The sequence below is a fragment of the Caulobacter sp. GSs2 genome (assembly GCF_058680895.1).
The window spans coordinates 125,676-141,852 of sequence record NZ_JBZWJL010000003.1 but is presented as its reverse complement, the minus strand read 5'-3'; the positions used below and the strand labels follow the sequence as shown (position 1 = coordinate 141,852).

Below are 16,177 nucleotides of genomic sequence, written 5' to 3'. Positions count from 1 at the left end.
CCCAATCGATTCAATCAGGTCGCCGAATGCTCTAGAACCACCGACGCCGCCAGCACGGCCAGTCCCACGGCCAGCGAGGCGCGACCGATACGGAGCAGTTCCCGCAGCTCCCAGCCCAACACCTCCGATCGGTAGAGGAAGTAGTTGCGGAAGGCGTCGACGATGTGCCCGGCTTCCTGTCGCGCAGCCTGCTCGGCGGGCAAATGGACGACGATCTCAGAGGGGCCGCGCGGCATCTCACGGGCCCAGCCCACGATGTACTCCTCGACGCGTTCGTCGAGATCGCGTTCGCGGTAAGGCAGCGGGTCAAGGCTGTGGAAGAGTTGTCCGATGTCGTGAATCCGCAGCTCGACAGCCCGTTCCGCGGTGTGCGACCCGGAGTGTGGCCCTGCGGAAGGTTGCGACCGGCTCATGGGCGCCCGGTTTCGCGGCTCAACAGCTGCGCCAGGGCCGCTTCGGACCCGGCCGTCGCCGCCGGCCATACTGCCGCTCCTCCCGACCAGATTTTGCGCTGTGCCACGTCTTCCTCCGTGCAGGAGGGTGGCGCGTAGGGACGAAGGCAGCCTTGATCGCCGTCAACGCCACACTCGATGACCACATAGGCGGCGATGAAGCAATTTGAGATGCGCAGGGCGGTGCTCGCGGGCTGTGCGCATGACGCCGGCCGCCAGAACCCTTCGCAGACAGCCGAAACGACCCAGCAGCGCCGCGGCGTTGGCCGTAGCGCCACAAGGCATGGACCGCGAGAGCAGGAGTTCGAGCGCCTCTGCGTCGTTGAGAGCAGCAAGACCGCCGGCTTCGGCCCTTGCCCGAAGCGATGCGGTCGAGGTGACGGCGCGCGAGGGGCCGGCGTAGCGTGCGGCCACGTCGCCCACGCCTGGAAGGTCGCCGAAGAGATCGGGCGCCTGAAGATGGGGGGAGCGCTTGGACATGGGAGCCTTGGGTCGTCGGCGCCGGACCTCTTCCCGGATCGCTCAACCCCCTCGGTCCCTGTCTTTGTCCTTTCCCGGCGCAGCCGGTTGGCCAAGGCGCCGGAGGCCGACGCTGGAAGGCCGTGAGCGCCAAAGCCCACGGCCCCCAAGTCACTCAGGCGGCGGCCGGGAGCAGCGTCTGCGGCGGCCACTTCGCCAGCAGCGCCGACAACACCTGCGGCTTCTCAACCGGCACGAAGACGCGGGGCGTGTAGTTGATGATCTCGACGAAACAGCCGAGCAGCGTGAAGGCCGAGCGGTCAGCGGCGGCCCCCACCACCTCGATCCGATGACGATCCATCACCTTGGCGCGTCTCAGCCAAAACCCGCCGGTCAGCATGATCGAGGTGTTTTCAGTCAGGACGAGATGGGCGGCGTTCGGGCCTTCGCCGACCACACCGGCCACATCGCTCAGGCCCAGCGCGATCTTCAGGCCCGGCACCTGGCTGGGGTCGAGCACGCGGCCTAGCCAGCGGCGACCGTCCGGCGCCTTGAGGCGCCGTACAGAGGCCTGCTTGGCGGGCAGGCTTTCCCAGACCGGCAGGAGGAGGCCGGTCACCAGGACCAGCTCGCGCGTGATCCAGGGATCGGCCGCGGCGATCTCGGCGTCCCAGGCGGCCTGCCAGATCGGTTCGGCCACGATCTCCCAGGCCGATTCCTCATAGACCTTGAGGGGCGAGACGCCGCGCTTCTCCGGCCGGATGATCCGCACCGCCGGCACCAGGCGGTCGTCGTCGTCGGTCGTGGTCAGGCCCTTCACCACCAGGCCGGCCCGCCCCGAACGGGTATTGACCACATACTCCAGAGCCTCGGGGTTCAACCCGTGCAGCGCCTCGCCGGAGCCGGTCAGCACCCTCCGCGTGCGGACCTCGAAGGTCATGATCTTGGTCTGCGCGCCGGTCAGGGTGTCGGTGCGGATCACCTCCTCCGACTTGATCGCCAGGTCGTCGGCGACGATGTCCTCCATCCCCCTGTCGAGAGCGCCGGAGGCCGAAGCCCGTTCGAGGATGCTAGCCAGGATCTCGTCGAAGGCGGTGAAGAGACCGTTCTGGTCCTCGATCCGCAGCGCCAGCAGGCGATTGAGGAAGGTGTTCATCGCCGGCATGTCGTCGGACTTCTTGAGATTGCCGTCGGTATCCAGCAGCTTCAGCCCGGTCCTGGTCTCGAACGTCTCGCGGCTCATGGCCTCGACCGACCCGAAATGCAGGGCCACGAAGAAGGCCTGCAGAGCGCGGTGCGCCCACGGGCTCTCCAGGTTGTCCTCTGGCCGGAACAGCCCGTTGCCCGCCGAGCGACGCTCACCGCGGGTCAGGGCGCCAAGGCTGTCGAGCCGCCGCGCGATGGTGCTGAGGAACCGCTTCTCCCCGTGGATATCGGTCGTCACCGGCCGGAACAGCGGCGCGTGGGCCTGGTTGGTCCGGTGCGAGCGACCAAGGCCCTGGATGGCGCCATCCGCGCGCCAGCCGGGTTCGACCAGATAGTGGGCCCGCCGCTGCTGGTTCGCCGCGCCAAGATCGGCGTGGTAGCTGCGCCCGGTGCCGCCGGCGTCGGAGAACACCAGCACCCGCTTCTTGCCTGACATGAAGGCGTCGGTCTCGGCCTTGGCCGCTGAGGCGCCGCGACGCTCGACGACACGCCGGCCGCCACGCAACACGACCCGGCGGGCCCGGCCGGTGATCTCCGCCACAGCATCAGTTCCCAGTGTGTCGAGGACGGCGTCCAGCACGCCGCAGACGGCCGGAAGGCACGCGAGATGGGTGACGAGTTCTTCGCGGAGCCGCAGCGCCTCCTGGCTGGCGACCGGCACGCCATCGACCATGACCGGGATCATTGTGACATTGCCCTCCTCGTCCTCGATCGCCTGCATGGCGGTGACCGGGAAGGCTCCCATCAGATAGTCGAGAACCTGGTCCTTCGGCGTCATGTCGATGGTCAGGTTGTTCCACTCCTCAGGCGGAATCTCGGCCAGTCGCCGCTCCATCACCGCTTCGTTAGTCGAGACGATCTGCACCACGGAAGAGCGGCCCTGCGCCAGATCGGTCCTGATCGCCGCAATCAGGGTCGGGGCCTTGAGGCCCGCGAGCAGGTGCCCGAAGAACCGCAGCTTCGCCCCCTCGAAGGCCGAGAGCACCGCCGAAGCCGCCTGACCATTGGTCGCCTTGCCATCCTCGGTGAGGCCAACCGCCTCCAGGGCCGCCCGCAGATTCTGATGGATCAGCTGGTAGGCATCGGCCCAGGCGTTCCAGATCTCGATGTCCTGAGCGGCAAGCGGGTGCCGCAGCGCCTCGTATTCGACGCCGTCGAAGGACAGGGAGCGGGCGATGTAGAGCCCGAGCGCCTTCAGCTCGCGCGCGATCAGCTCCATCACCGCCACGCCGCCCTTGTCGACGGCTTCCATGAAGGCGTCGCGGGTGTTGAACGGCGCCTCCGGCCCGCCCCAGAGGCCAAGCCGCGCGGCATAGGCGAGGTTCTCCGGCGTCGTTGCGCCGGTCGCCGACACGTAGAGAATCCGGGCACCGGGCAGACGGTTCTGCAACGCCAGACCAGCCATGCCCTGCTGCGAGGCCTTCTTCGGCCCGCGCGAGCCCTTGCCGCCGCCGGCGGCGTTGGCCATCGCGTGCGCCTCGTCGAAGACGATCACCCCGTCGAAGTCCGCGCCCAGCCAGCTAACGATCTGATCGAGCCGGGAGGGGCGATCTCCCCGGGCCGGCTGACGCAAGGTCGCGTAGGTGGTGAAGAGGATGCCGCGGTCCAGGCGGATGGCGTCGGCCTGCTTCCAGGCGCTCTGCGGGGTGATGTCGGAGCCGGCGCCGCCGATGGCGTTCCAATCGCGCCGGGCGTCCTCAAGCAGGGCGTCGTTCCGCGAGAACCAAACGGCCCGCACCCGGCCCTGGGCCATGTTGTCGGCGATGACCCCGGCGATCTGACGGCCCTTGCCGCAGCCGGTGCCGTCGCCGAGGAAGAAGCCGCGCCGAAACTGCACCGCGCCCTGGGTGCCCTCCGCCACCAGGTGGACCAGGTGGGCGGCCTCGCCGAGCACCCAGGCGCCTGGCAGGCTGCTGGCATGAGCTTCGCCGGCATAGATGATGGTCTCCATCTGGGCGTCGGACACCAGGCCCTGCTCGACGATCCCGGCCGGCAACACCGGGCGATAGCTCGGGGCTGGCGGTGAGACCGAGGCCATCGGCCCGGATTCCACGAGCGGGGAGGGGTGTGGTCGCGCCTGCGCCAGATCGACTCGTCCGAGCGCGTAGGCCTGATAGAGGCCGACATCGTGGCCTTCGCCGGACCAGTCCTTCACCGCGTAGGCGACCGGCGCCGTCGTCGACAGGAACCCCAGACGTGACGAGGGTGTCGCCAGCGCCCGGGCCCGCGGGGTCAGGAAGGCGACGTTGGAGGTGGCCCGGAACTGGCGAGGCTGAGCCGTGGGGCGAGGCGCGACGCCCGCCGCCAGACGGGCGGCGTCGGCCAGGGTCTCGCAAGCCAGAACCGGGCAGGGGGAGGGGACGCTCCCCTCGGCGCGGTCGATCACCAGAAGCCCGGTCTCGACCGAGGTTCCGTGCTTGGCGTAGGCGCGTTGCGGGAACACCAGCATCGCGATCGGGCGGCCCCGGCGGCCCAGGGCCTGCATGGCGGCGGCGTCCTCGAAGAGCCTGGTCGGCACGATCGCCGAGAGCCTGCCGCCTTCGGCCAGGCAATCGAGCGCGGCGTGCAAATGGCCCTCCAGGTGCTGGAACGGCGGGTTGGCGATGACGGCGTGGAAGCTGCCGGAACCGGGCAGGATGTCCTTCAGCAGGACCGCGTCGTGGCGCGTGCGCGAGGCTCCGGGAAAGAGCCCGTCGAGAATCTCGGCCCGCCCCGGGGCCAGTTCGTTGAGGTCGAGGACCGCGCCGCACGCCTCGGCAACGATGGCGAGGAGGCCTGTGCCGGCCGAAGGCTCAAGCACCCGGTCGCCGGGGCGGATCTGGGCAGCGGCCACGGCCAGGGCGCTAAGCTCCGGCGGCGTGGAGAACTGATCGAGCGCCACCTGCTCTTCGCTGCGCCGCGTGTGGGTCAGGGTCAGCTCGGTGACGCTGGCCAGCAAGGCGACGATTTCGGCGGGCGCGTCCTCGAGCCGGCTGATCTGAGGCGCCAGGCGGCGCAGCTGCAACACCACGGCGGCTTCCATGGCGTCGTAGGCATCGCGCCAGCACCAGGCGCCGTCGGCGTCCGAGCCGCCGAAGGACATGGTCATCACCCCCGCCACCAGCTTTCGGTCGAGCGCCCGCGAGCGGTTGAGATGGGGAACCATGGCCCGCGCGGCGGCCAGGATGTTGGCTGCCTTGTCTGCGGCGGAACCAGAAACCTGCGTCTGAGCGAAGAGCGGAAGGAAGGCGTTCATGGGGAAGCGTCCAGATCACCTGCGGCGGAGGGCTCCTCCCTCCCGTCCCGTCAGGCTCACCTGACGCCTCCCTCCCTCCATCCTTTCCGGGCCCAGACAGCGAAAAGCCCCGCCGGCTGGCGCCGACGGGGCTCTCTGGTTCAGGGTCGATGATCAGCTGATCAAGCCGCCAGCTGTCCCTCCGAGGGAAGGCTCGTTTCCGGCGCCTCGGAGGGCTCTTCGTCAGCCGCCGGCTCCTCCGCCTCGTCCTCCAGGGAAGCGTGGCTCTCCCAGGACAGGGCCGAGGGCGCCCATTGGCGTTCCGCGGCGGCCTGCGCCACGAAGCAGACCAGCTCGTCCTTCTTCAGGGTCCGCGCCCGATCGTCCGAAGCGTCCATCTCCTCAAGCAACGCCATCAGCTGCTTCTTGGAGTGAACCGCCAGATAGCCTGCGTCCGGCGTCCAGTGGCTGGCGATGTCGGACCCGCAGAGTTCGGCGATCTCGGCCGCCTCCGCGCGGGCGGCGTGACGGATCGAGCTGGTGCGCGCTTCGCGGACATCGAGCGAGATAGCCACCAGCTCGGCCAACAGCGCCATCTTCTCCCCATGCGCCAAGCCCTCGATCCAGGCGATCGGCCGAAGGCCGGAGGTCTTGTAGGCCTCGCGACGCGCCTCAAGTCTGGCCCGCACCTCACCGTCGAGCGCCGGGATGGCCGGGGTTTGGCCTCGGCGATAGCCGCTCGCCGAGACCGTCACCGCCGACGCTTCCGCCGAAGCCCCGCCGTGCAGCGCCAGATGCTTGAACAGCTGGGCCAGGAGGGCGGTCAGCGCGACGCTGGGGTTATCGGCCAGGTCGCGGATCAGGCCGCGCGTGGCGACATCGGTGCGGGTCTCGTGGAAGACGTGACTGGCGCCTTCCACATCGACGTCGGCCTTGGGAAACTCGACGTCGGGCTGGCTGCGCCCATAGCGCCCGTCGAGACCCCCGCCTTCGCCGGTCTCGGCCTCATCATCGGCGTCGTCCTGGGCGATCACCGGGTTGGAGAAGAAGCTGGCGACGACGCCGACCTCGGCATCCGGAGACAGGATCACGGCCCCGATCGTACCGCCTTCGAGCGAGGCGGCGGCGAGCTGCCGGTCTGCTTGCAGCAAAGCCAACAGGCCCGGGATCTCGTCAGCGGCCAGATCCGCGCCCGCCAGGGCTTCGTGCGCCTCCCTGACAACCTGCTGGGCTTCCTTGTAGGCCGCTCGGGCGGTCTCGCTCATCCCCGCGACGTGGACGTAGGGCAGGTTGAAGAAGCCGTCGGGCGCGCGGTAGCCGCGGCTCTGGCCGATGAACACGAACAGCCCTTCGGCCTGCAAAGCGATCACCAGCGGCTCCGTGCGCTGGCGCCACAGCTCGGTCAGCGTATCGGGGTCCAACAGAACGTCGGGAAGCTCGCCGAACAGGTCGGATTCGACCCGCCCGCCGATCGCTGCGTAGCGCTGCGGCCCCACCAGGGCGAAGCGCGGATCGTTGACGTCGGTGCGGCCCCGCTCGACGCGGGCGGCAAGCTGATAGTCCTGCAGATAGCCATCGAGGGCGGTCTGGGCGATGTCGGCCTGCTCGTCCGCATCGGTGATCCGGGCCAGCTGACGGGCCTGTTTCAGGGTGATCTTGCCCAGACGCAGGGCCTTCAACGCCTTGGCGTGCAGACCGGCCAGGGCCGACAGGCGCTTGATCTCCAGTTCGTCATAGCCGAGCGCGCCGGCGATGGCGGCGGTGTCCATCTTCGACTTGCGCAGCTTGCCGATGGCGACGATAACGTCGGCGATGTGAACGGGCGTGCGCTCGGCGGCCGTGAGGATGGTGGCCGCGGCCTGACTTTCGCGGGTGGAGAACACCTCGCACTTCACCGTCCAGTCCTGCGCGATCCGTCCCGCGTCCAGGAGCTTGCGGAGCGCGAGCAGCCGGCGGCGGCCGTCCAGCACCATGAAGGGCCGCTCCTTCCTGGCCCCGGGTCGCACGCACAGGGGCACGACAACGTCAGCCTTGAAGATGGTTTCGGCCAACCGATCGATCTCGTCGTCGGCCGGCTCTTTGGCGCGAAGGTTCTCCGGCGCGATCTCAAGGTCGCACAGGGGCACGAACTGGGTGTTGGGAACGCCAGCGGGGGTTTCAGCAGCGGGGGTCATGGGGATCATCTCCGGCGTCAGAGGCGAGGGTCATCCTGCCCCTTGGCGCACCCCCTCCAGCCCTCCCTCTCTCCTTTCAGCGGACGCCAGGTCGGACCCTGACGCCGGCCGGCTCGGCGCTGGCCCTGGCGGCATCACCGGCGCCTGGCCCGCCGCCTCGTTCCAATCGCCGACGACGCCCGGCGGCAACTCGACCCAGGCCCTCAGGCCGGCCCGGACCAGCCTGGCGCGAAGGTGCTCGGCCGAAGCCTCACCATCCTTGCCGCGATCCGCGGCGATCAGCACCGAGCGCACGCCGGGCGGCGGGGTCCAGCTTCGCAGGTTGCGGGTCGACATCAGCGACCAGGCCGGAAGCGAGAACCGCTCACTGGCCGACAGCGTGGTGAAAAAGCCTTCGGCGACCAGCATCTCCGGCGCCGCCTCATCGATCCGAACCGCCGCCCCGGCTGGCACGGCGCCGACCGTCTTGCGGTTCAGACGCAGGTCCGCCGCCCGATGGGCGTTCGGCGCGAGATAGGTCAGCTCGACGGCGGTGAGGCCGCCCGTCGCTTCGCTGACGCCGACCAGGAGGGCGGGGCGATGATGGCGGCTCTCCGCCGCATAGGCCGAGACCGGCGCATGGCCACAGTGGCGAAGCACCTGCGGTCCTGGCAGGGCGCGCGTGATCGCCCGCAGCCGGCAGTGGCGTTCGGAAAGAGTGTTGGCCACGGCCTTCCCCGCCTCCCAGATCCGCCGCGCGGCGTTCAGGCGTTCGATCGTCGTGCCGGCGTTCCCGGCCGCCGAGGCCCGGCGCGACTGGCTAAAGGTGGTCGGGGCGTTGTGCGCGTCCACTAGGCCCTCGCCGCGCAGGTGATCGAGCACCGCGCGCCAGTCGCCATCGCCGAAGGTGTGGACGATGATCCGCCCGTCCTTCAGCAACAGCGAGACGGAACGGTCGGCGGCGCTATGGCCCGGCGCCGGAATGTTCGCCCTCTGGCCGCGATCGTAGAGATCGCCGCCCAGGGCCTGGACGATGGGTCTCAAGGACATGGCGACCTCCCGGGACTGCCTGACCAAAACTCACCCACCCCAAGCCTGCCTCCACCCTTTCCGTCCGCGGCCGCCGGCCGCTCGGGATCTGACTCCGGGGGCGTTGCGGGGGCAGCCCCCGCTGGTGGGGGTAGGCGCAGACAGTAAGGCCTGCGACTCAGGGGGAGGGCGCTCCCCCACCAAATCCACAGACAGATCCTGATCCTGGCCAATCACTCGCCGAACCGGAGGTCTCTCCTCGGCATCGCAACTCACAGGCTTGAAATTGAGGCGATAGCCCGGGAAATGGCGGCGCAAAATCGTCATAGACGGCGATCAGGAGGGCGACAGCGATGTGCTTTTATAGCAAGATAAGCCCATCATGAGTTTGGGGCATTCCGTGATGAACACCGATCAGATCGCGGGGGACGAGGGCCGAAGCGAAGAAGCTTGGGTCATCGGCGCAAACCCTGAGCTGGCCATCCGGGCCCGCAACGTCTCGATGTATCTGGAGCGTGGCGGCTCGCTCAAAGAGGTCCGGTTGACCGAAAGCGAACACGGCGACTGGAGCGTCTGGCTGCGCCTGGCAGGACGCGCCGGAGAATACCGGCTCGCCAAGTTCAAGTCCGACGCCCCGAAGCTCTATCGCGACGTCAGCCTGGCGGTCGCCGCCTGCCGCGATGATTTCGGCTATTTCGGACCCATCATTCTGTCCACGGACAAACAGCCCAGCGCCGCGACCCGGGCCGCCGGCCAGGATCCCGGCGCCGCCCAACTCGGATGACGGGGCTGGAGCCTAGCCGCGAGCGTCCCGGATCATGACGGCGTTCGAGGTCCCGGACGGCTTGTCCGAAATCGAACACGAGCTGCCGCTCGTTATGGAAATGATCGCCCGCACGGCGCGCTGGGTGCATCCCGACACCTTCAAGGCGTTGCCGATCTGGTGCCCGGACACGGCGAGAAGCCGGCCCCGCTACGACGCGGCCTGGAGCAAAGTTCTGGTCAGCGGCAAGGGCGTGCCCAAGGTCGAGGAAAATATCCGAGCCGCGACGGCGCTGGTCGAGGCGCTCGGGGTCAAGACGCCGCCGAAGCCGAAGAATTGGACCGTCTGTCACATCTGGGGTTACGACGACGAGAATTTCGCCGGCAAGAGCAACGTCGTCCAGGACCCACGCTTCTATTCCTGCGTCGGCAACATGACCTGGCTTCCGACCCCGCTGAAGGGCTTCACTGACGCGGTCCCGGAGATCAAGGAGTGCCTGCGGGTCTGCGCCTACCATCTCTACGGATGGGCCTGCGAGCATGAGGATGTCCGGGTCGGCGCCGAGCGCGTTCGGGCCGGCGTCATTCCAGCAGGATATCCAGAAGCGTGGCCAACGGCCGAGCGTCGCACCCTCCCGCCCGGCACCGCGTCCTACAGCGAGCGGGTGCGCGCGGCGATCGCCAAGCGCAAGGCCCGGTTCCGCCAGCAGCTCGCCGACCCTGCCCTTGAACACTTTGGCCATGACGCCGTGCGCGAGGTCCTGGCCTTTTGGAACGTAGATCTGACGGCGCCGGAGCACTGACACCGGCTACCGCCTGGCAGCCGTCCATCCAGCCCCCCGCGCCTCAGCCGCCGTACAGAACCAGCGCTCGCCGCGCGACAGGTCGATCCGCGTCGCGGCGTAGTCCTCCTGGCCGGGAACGTGGAATATCCGCCGTCCGGCGGCGTTGATGTTGCCCTTGATCACACATCCGCCGTTCGCGGCCGGCCCCGTCGAAGCTGGTGAGGGCGCCGCGGCTGACCGTTCCGCCGCCCGCCACTCCGAGGGCCGCTCGAAGGTGCCCGCCCAGACCCCGCGCCGTGTCCGGCGCGCTTCGGCTTCCGCCGCCGTGTAGGTTCCCCCGCTGAATTGGCGATATTCCAGCGCCCAGCCGCCTTTGACCATCTCCAGGCCAAGGTCGAGATCGCCCACCCTGCAGCGGGCGACGGCCCGGCCATATTGGTCGCGGTCCCGCACCTCGCAGGTGACGTTGCGGCGCGCGATCAACCCGATCAGCTCGTCCTGCGCCTCCTCGCCGCAACGGTAGTCGACGTCGCCGGCGTCCTTGCAGGTCTGTCGCCCCTCCGGCGCGTCGATCCCCCACATTCGGACCCGTTCGGAGCCGAGGGTGAAGGTGTCGCCATCGACCACGCGGGCCTGACCGCTAAGCGAGACCGGGCTCGCCGCGGCGAGCATCAGGCCAAGCACGACCCACAGGCAGCGCCCAATCATCGATGATCCTTGCGCAGGGTGACCAGAACCCGCTCGACGAACACCTCGGCGACCTCGGCCGCCTGCAGGATGGCGGTCACGTAGTCCCGCTTGATCCGATCTGCGGCGATCCCGCTCGGCGTCGACAGGGTCAGGAGCCCGTCCTCGATTCCGTGGAAGCCGACCTTTCCGAACCAGCTGCCGTAGGCGCCCTCGCGCACGATGGCGCGAAGCGCGGTCGCGATGGCCTGCCATGTCGGATCGTCGGTCCCCGGCGCGGCCATCAGGGCCACGGGCGGGGCGACCTCCGGCGGCGGGATTTCCCCCTTCACCCGCATGATCCGGGCGAGGTTCAGGCGCAGATCGGGCGCGCCCTGGGCGGTTCGGGTGACCATCCAACCGAAGTATTTGCAAGGGCTCTGGATTGCCGGGTCTTCCAGAGCGATGGCCAGCATCGCGATCACCCGTGGCCCGTGGCGGGCCCAGCCCCAGCCGACCGACAGCGCGTTGTTGCGTTCGATCTCTGGGAGCCAGGTTTCCGCCGCCGCGGCGATCCGGGCGACATCGGCAGGGCCTGCACTAGCCGGGTCGGCGAGAATATGATCACCCACCAGCGCGGCCAGCCTGGGACAGACCTGGACGGCGGCCCTGAGCTCCTGGCGCACCATTTCCGCCGCTGCGGAGGGTGCGGATTGAGCGCCACCCAAGCCGCTTGCTCCCTCCGGAGAGCAAATGGCGCTGGACGTGCCGTTGCTCTGGCGTCGGCCCGAGGATCCGTTGCGTTTGCTATTCGCGGGAGGCGTAGCCGGACGCGCGAAGGAAGAACTTCGCGGCGAAGACGCGTCCTTATCCTGTACAGAGGAACTGTCGTTCTTATGGGACTGTTCTAGGCGCCGGGATATAGGCGCCTGGGCGGCATATCTCTGCGCAAACACCACGGGCTCAAGGTACTGGGCTCGGCGAGCTTGCGCCGCCTCGCGGAACGCGGTGTCAGCGGCCTCCATTTCGTCCAGGCGCGCCACCAGCGGGGCCAGGTCATAGGCCTCGACGCCGGCCGGGCGGTTAGCGCGATTGTAGTCGCGGACCATGTAGCCGGCCGCCTCCAGGCCGCGCCGATTGGCCCGCGCCGTGCTCTCGCTACAGCCGAGGTAGTCGGCGATCAGCGCCGTGCTCGGCCACACACAGGCGACGTCCTTCTCCAGACGGTCCTGATTGAGATGCTCGACATAGAGCAGCAGGGTCATCCGCTGCTGGATGGTGAGCGTGGGCGTGCCCTTCAGCACGGCCGCGGCGATGCGTGCGATGCTTTCGCCCGGGCTCCAACGCCAGGCGCGGGCCTGCTCGCAGACCGCGTCGAAGTTGGGGGCTCGCTTGGCGAATCCTGGTCGCCAGTCGTCCTCGGATAATGCGCTTTGCATGTCGTCCCTTCGTGCTGGGACGAGGCCGTTTCGACGGTGCGAAACCGGCAGGTAGAAGACAACAGGTCTCCTATTCGGGCCTTGACGACGCAAAAAGCGCCTTCTAGGTTAGTCCCGATCAATCAAGCCGCTACCACACGGCGCCTGCGATTTCCGAAAGCCTCCAGCGCCAACTGGGGGCTTTCGCCGTTTTGGGGTCTCGTCTAGGTCAAGGTGAAGTCCTCATGGGCGACCAGGCGCGCGCAGAGGATCTGGCGCGCGACTCAGTCGGGCTCAGCGTTCAGTGAGTCTGGGCGAAGCTGAAGGCTTGGAATTGCACCATTTCGACCAAAAAGGGCCGATTCGGGCAGTTGACGGATATTCAGAAACGAGTCCCTGGCTACCGACTCAGGGATCAACCGCTTGTGGTCCGAGCACCTCACAGGGCCAGCCGTGGTAGGTCGCCACCGCGATCGGCGCGGGGCGAACGCTACGCCGCCCCGCTGACCGGGTTCGCCTTGCGCCAAGCCTGGAAGCATCGATCCGCCTCCATGAAGGTCGACAGGATGTGAGGCACGAGCTGCTCGAGCGCGATGTCCTGGGCATTGCTCTGGGCGTAGGCGCGCTGATAGTCGACCAGATCGACGGCGAGCTTGCCGCGCAGCCGCAGGCGCAGGTCTGTCACCTTCTCCTCGAGGTCGATCTTAGCCAAGGACAGGGTAGGCTTGACGGGTCGCGTCATGGGGGTCTCCTTTGATGGACTGAAGGAAGCGGTCGATCGCCGCGAAGGCGAAGTCCGTCAGCTTGAGATTGAGACCGTCGGTGTGCCGGCGAATGCGCAGGCAAAGCGGCCGCGACAGGCGCACCGACACCCGGTCCTTGGCGCCGCGCACGGCGGGGAAAGCGATCTCGTCGCCGCTCTCCAGCGCCTCCACCAACTCTCGAAACGCGCGCTCATAAAGGAGCCGCACACAGCCACGAGGATTCTTGCGCGTATTCAGTCGTTCGGCGGCCGACACCATGTCCTGGTGCAGGCCTTCGGACAGGAACAGCCCGAGCTTCTCTGCGGTCTGGGTCACTGGAACTCTCTCTTACTGGTAGGGGGCGAGGATCATGTCCTTGTTGACGATGACCTGGAGGGGCCAGCCAGCGCGCACGGTGATCGTGGCCTGGCGGTTCAGGTCACGCTCGGTGATCCTTTGACCGGTCTGCTGGGCCTGGTTGGAAATGCCGCTGGCGGCGCTGTTGATCACCAAGCCGCCGGAACTTCGGTTGCCGGCGTCCTGGGCGGACGCCGCGCCGATGCTGAAGATCGTTGAAAGCAGGATGCCGCGCGCCAGCTGGCCAAAGTGCCCATCCGTGCGGTCGCGAAGGCCGCTGGCGCCGGACAGATCGGCCCCAGTCATCGAGCCGATATTGATCGACCGGCCGTCGGGCATGACGATCCGGTTCCAGGCGATCAACGCCCGCTCCTGACCATAGGCGACCTGGCTGTCGTATTGACCGATCAGCCGGGCGCCCTGCGGGATCAGCACCGTGCGTCCAGTGACGTGGTCGTAAACCGGACGCGTCACCTGAGCGATCACCTCGCCGGGCAGATCGGAGTTGATCGCGGTGATGAGGGCGGCCGAGATCAGAGTTCCCGCCTTCACCTCCCACGGACTGAGCGGCGGCAGCAGCGGGTTGGCCAGGTAGTCTTCGGACCGGGAGCCGGCCAGAAACTGGCGCTTGGCGCCCTGGCCGTTCTGCGGCTGCACCTCCGCCGCTCGCTCGGCCGGCGGCACGGCCCGGCCGGCGAACGCCGCCAACCCCGCCGCGGGCGCGGCCACATCCCGATCGGCCACCTGCACCGGCTGTCCGCCGAAGAAGGGGCCGGCCGCGCGCGCCGCGCGGGCCTGATCGCGAGCTTCCTGAACGGCGGGGTCCACCGGCGGCGCAGGGGGCGCGGCAGCGACGCCGGCCGTTGGCTGTCCCGCCATGTCCGCGCTGGGCGGGGGCAGGGTGGCCATGCCCGGCGCGGAGGCCTGCAGGCCCGGATCGCCGTATCCCCGCGCGAAGCGGTTGGCGATCTCGGGACGTTGCGGCGTCTGGGTGTCGGCGGCCGCTTGCGGATCCTGGTCCTTGGCCGCCCGCGTGTGGGAGCCGCCAAAGCCGAGATAGAATCCCAAGGCAACGACGCTGGCCAGCGCGGCGGAGCCGGCCAGCAGGTATTTGCGATTCCACCGGGTCACCGGCGGACGGGGACCAGTCAGCACGCTGGCCGGTGAGGCCTTGCGCTCCGGCGCGGCCATCGGTCCAACGCCCTCGGAGGGCGGGTCGGGAGGCAGATGACTCATCTCAGCGCGCCCCGCCTGTGCGGGATATCCGCACCACGACCTGGCGGCCCTCGCCGAGCCGCAGTTCGGCGACATCGATCATCCGGTCGACGACGTAGTAGCCGTTGGCGAACCGATAGTTGACCAGCTCGGCCTGCTTGTTCGGGCCGATCAGGAAGAGCGGCGGCGCCTCTGTGGCCGCGAGGTCGGCGGGGAACTGGATGTAGGTCTTCAGGCCATCATCGAAGACCCGCAGCGGCTGCCAGCGGGGACCACGCCGCGCTCCGATCGGTTGGATCCGATAGGCGAAGTTCAGGCGGTCGATGGCGATGCTGCTGGCCACGACCGCCTGGTCGGCCGCCGCGCGGGCCGCCTGCGCGTCGCGCATCTCCTCCTGCGGATAATTCCAGCTGATCACGCTCGTATAGGTCTCGCCCTCATGGCTGACCACTTCGAGCAGATAGGTGCGCTGGTCCGTGGTCAGGATGATGTTGGTGCGCAGGCCGCCGCGGATCGGCTTGACGAAGACGATGACCTGCTGGCCGGCCCCGGCGCCCTGGACCGTTTCGCCGAGCACCCATCGCACCGTGTCGCCGGCCGCCTTGGAGATCAGTTTCTCGCCAGGCCGAAGGGTGATCGCGGTCAGAAACCGAGGGCTGGTGTGGACCACATAGAGCCGTCCCGGCTCGAAGTCGTAATAGAGCGCGGCGTTGAGGTAGGCGCCAGCAGAGGGGATCGACCGCGCAGCGTCATTGCCGGCCTGAACGGTCCGCAGCACCGGCGAGGCGGGGACCGTGCGGCGCACAGGCCGACGACGGGGCGTCTGAACCGGCGCGGCCGTGGCGGCTGCTCGTGGCGCCGCAACCACCACGGCCAAAGCGCGGGGTGGGGCGACGGGCGGAACGGCCCGCGCAGGCACCGGCTGAATCTGGGCGGAGACGTCGGAACTGCCCGCGAGGGCGAGCCCGATGACGAGGCTGGTGGCGCCGCAGGCCCGGAGGAATGTGTGTGTCATGACTAAAGCTCCCGGCTCCACTGAAACGAGGTGATGTAGATGCCGAGGGGGTTGGCCCGGAGTTCGGCCTCATTTTTCGGCGCGTTGATCTTGGCGGTGAACAGGCCCGTCCAGTTCTCGGTGGCGCGCGTTGCGCCCTGGTCAAAAGTCGTCTCCCGCCACTGCACCTGGTAGGTATTGGGACTGCGGGCGAGGACGGAGACGATCTCGACACTGACCGCCTGGGCGCCGGCGTTGGCGAAGGGGTCGTGGGTCTTGGCGTAGTCGTTGAGCTGACCGATGGCGGAGCCCGCCACGAACCGGTAAGCGGCGGTCCAGTTGTCGCGGATGACGATCGCATCGATGCTTTTGGAGCGGGTCCGCGTCACCCAGTCGGCCAGGAAGTAGCCGGTCTCCGCCGTCGATGGCTTGTAGCTTTGTCCGGCGACCTCGATGCGACCCGGCCTGCCGTACTTGTCGATCGGGACCACGAAGGTGGCGATGTTGGTGTTGCTGGCCTGGTAGATGAACCCGCCAAGCGACAGGGCCGCCAGGCCCAGCGAGCAGAAGGCGGCGAGCCGCCAGTTCTTCGCCTGCGCGACGGCCGAGCCAATGCGATTGTCCCACTCCTGCGCGGCGCGCTGATAGGGGCTCTCGACCGGCGCAGAGCTGCCGTAACGGTCTTGCGGTCTCCTGAAGGCGTTCAACATGGTGGTTCTCCAGG

The 16,177-nt window shown here is 68.5% G+C and carries 13 protein-coding genes; 2 read left to right on the top strand and 11 right to left on the bottom strand.

Annotated elements, in window-relative coordinates:
• Positions 1-14: 14 nt before the first annotated feature.
• From ACW17Z_RS20520 to ACW17Z_RS20505, 4 genes are all read right to left on the bottom strand, one after another.
• Positions 15-482: a hypothetical protein gene (locus ACW17Z_RS20520; RefSeq protein ID WP_492058911.1), complete on the bottom strand. Its 468-nt coding sequence runs from the start codon at positions 480-482 to the stop codon at positions 15-17.
• 604 nt (positions 483-1,086) lie between these two features.
• Positions 1,087-5,352, bottom strand: coding sequence for a strawberry notch-like NTP hydrolase domain-containing protein (locus tag ACW17Z_RS20515; RefSeq protein ID WP_492058910.1), 4,266 nt, complete (start codon positions 5,350-5,352; stop codon positions 1,087-1,089).
• 161 nt (positions 5,353-5,513) lie between these two features.
• The gene (locus ACW17Z_RS20510; RefSeq protein ID WP_492058908.1) at positions 5,514-7,505 is read right to left on the bottom strand and encodes a ParB/RepB/Spo0J family partition protein; all 1,992 of its coding nucleotides are present in this window, start codon (positions 7,503-7,505) and stop codon (positions 5,514-5,516) included.
• A 30-nt stretch (positions 7,506-7,535) separates the two neighbouring features.
• The gene (locus ACW17Z_RS20505) at positions 7,536-8,534 is read right to left on the bottom strand and encodes a DUF7146 domain-containing protein (protein WP_492058906.1); all 999 of its coding nucleotides are present in this window, start codon (positions 8,532-8,534) and stop codon (positions 7,536-7,538) included.
• Between the two features lie 382 nt (positions 8,535-8,916).
• On the opposite strand from ACW17Z_RS20505, the gene ACW17Z_RS20500 reads away from it, so the two are divergent.
• Together ACW17Z_RS20500 and ACW17Z_RS20495 are read left to right on the top strand one after the other, a co-directional pair.
• Complete coding sequence (locus ACW17Z_RS20500; protein ID WP_492058905.1) at positions 8,917-9,297, top strand: hypothetical protein; 381 nt, start codon at positions 8,917-8,919, stop codon at positions 9,295-9,297.
• Positions 9,298-9,331: 34 nt separating this feature from the next.
• Complete coding sequence (locus ACW17Z_RS20495; protein ID WP_492058903.1) at positions 9,332-10,078, top strand: hypothetical protein; 747 nt, start codon at positions 9,332-9,334, stop codon at positions 10,076-10,078.
• A 6-nt stretch (positions 10,079-10,084) separates the two neighbouring features.
• On the opposite strand, the gene ACW17Z_RS20490 is transcribed toward ACW17Z_RS20495, so the two are convergent.
• From ACW17Z_RS20490 to trbF, 7 genes are all read right to left on the bottom strand, one after another.
• A complete protein-coding gene (locus ACW17Z_RS20490) occupies positions 10,085-10,768 on the bottom strand; it encodes a thermonuclease family protein (protein WP_492058901.1) in 684 nt (227 codons plus the stop codon).
• Complete coding sequence (locus tag ACW17Z_RS20485; RefSeq protein WP_492058900.1) at positions 10,765-12,258, bottom strand: DnaA N-terminal domain-containing protein; 1,494 nt, start codon at positions 12,256-12,258, stop codon at positions 10,765-10,767. The genes ACW17Z_RS20490 and ACW17Z_RS20485 overlap by 4 nt, the downstream gene beginning before the upstream one ends.
• A 376-nt stretch (positions 12,259-12,634) precedes the next feature.
• Positions 12,635-12,886, bottom strand: a complete 252-nt coding sequence (locus ACW17Z_RS20480; RefSeq protein ID WP_492058898.1) for a DUF2274 domain-containing protein — start codon at positions 12,884-12,886, stop codon at positions 12,635-12,637.
• On the bottom strand, positions 12,849-13,223 hold the full coding sequence (locus tag ACW17Z_RS20475; RefSeq protein ID WP_492058896.1) for a hypothetical protein: 375 nt from the start codon (positions 13,221-13,223) through the stop codon (positions 12,849-12,851). Before ACW17Z_RS20475 ends, ACW17Z_RS20480 begins: the two co-directional genes overlap by 38 nt.
• A gap of 12 nt (positions 13,224-13,235) precedes the next feature.
• Positions 13,236-14,480 (bottom strand): TraB/TrbI/VirB10 family type IV secretion system protein, encoded by a 1,245-nt coding sequence (locus ACW17Z_RS20470; RefSeq protein WP_492058895.1) that lies wholly within the window; start codon positions 14,478-14,480, stop codon positions 13,236-13,238.
• 1 nt (position 14,481) lies between these two features.
• Positions 14,482-15,474: a P-type conjugative transfer protein TrbG gene (gene trbG / locus ACW17Z_RS20465; protein ID WP_492058893.1), complete on the bottom strand. Its 993-nt coding sequence runs from the start codon at positions 15,472-15,474 to the stop codon at positions 14,482-14,484.
• A gap of 2 nt (positions 15,475-15,476) precedes the next feature.
• Positions 15,477-16,163 (bottom strand): conjugal transfer protein TrbF, encoded by a 687-nt coding sequence (gene trbF, locus ACW17Z_RS20460; RefSeq protein ID WP_488902266.1) that lies wholly within the window; start codon positions 16,161-16,163, stop codon positions 15,477-15,479.
• Between the last annotated feature and the right edge of the window lie 14 nt (positions 16,164-16,177).

Excerpts from the sequence above, each read along its gene's own strand:
- ACW17Z_RS20520 (WP_492058911.1), bottom strand. The coding sequence starts at position 482 with ATGGCCGGCGGCGACGGCCGGGTCCGAAGCGGCCCTGGCGCAGCTGTT.
- ACW17Z_RS20515 (WP_492058910.1), bottom strand. The coding sequence starts at position 5,352 with ATGAACGCCTTCCTTCCGCTCTTCGCTCAGACGCAGGTTTCTGGTTCC.
- ACW17Z_RS20510 (WP_492058908.1), bottom strand. The coding sequence starts at position 7,505 with ATGACCCCCGCTGCTGAAACCCCCGCTGGCGTTCCCAACACCCAGTTC.
- ACW17Z_RS20505 (WP_492058906.1), bottom strand. The coding sequence starts at position 8,534 with ATGTCCTTGAGACCCATCGTCCAGGCCCTGGGCGGCGATCTCTACGAT.
- trbF (WP_488902266.1), bottom strand. The coding sequence starts at position 16,163 with ATGTTGAACGCCTTCAGGAGACCGCAAGACCGTTACGGCAGCTCTGCG.
- ACW17Z_RS20495 (WP_492058903.1), top strand. The coding sequence starts at position 9,332 with ATGACGGCGTTCGAGGTCCCGGACGGCTTGTCCGAAATCGAACACGAG.
- ACW17Z_RS20470 (WP_492058895.1), bottom strand. The coding sequence starts at position 14,480 with ATGAGTCATCTGCCTCCCGACCCGCCCTCCGAGGGCGTTGGACCGATG.
- trbG (WP_492058893.1), bottom strand. The coding sequence starts at position 15,474 with ATGACACACACATTCCTCCGGGCCTGCGGCGCCACCAGCCTCGTCATC.
- ACW17Z_RS20500 (WP_492058905.1), top strand. The coding sequence starts at position 8,917 with ATGAACACCGATCAGATCGCGGGGGACGAGGGCCGAAGCGAAGAAGCT.
- ACW17Z_RS20480 (WP_492058898.1), bottom strand. The coding sequence starts at position 12,886 with ATGACGCGACCCGTCAAGCCTACCCTGTCCTTGGCTAAGATCGACCTC.
- ACW17Z_RS20490 (WP_492058901.1), bottom strand. The coding sequence starts at position 10,768 with ATGATTGGGCGCTGCCTGTGGGTCGTGCTTGGCCTGATGCTCGCCGCG.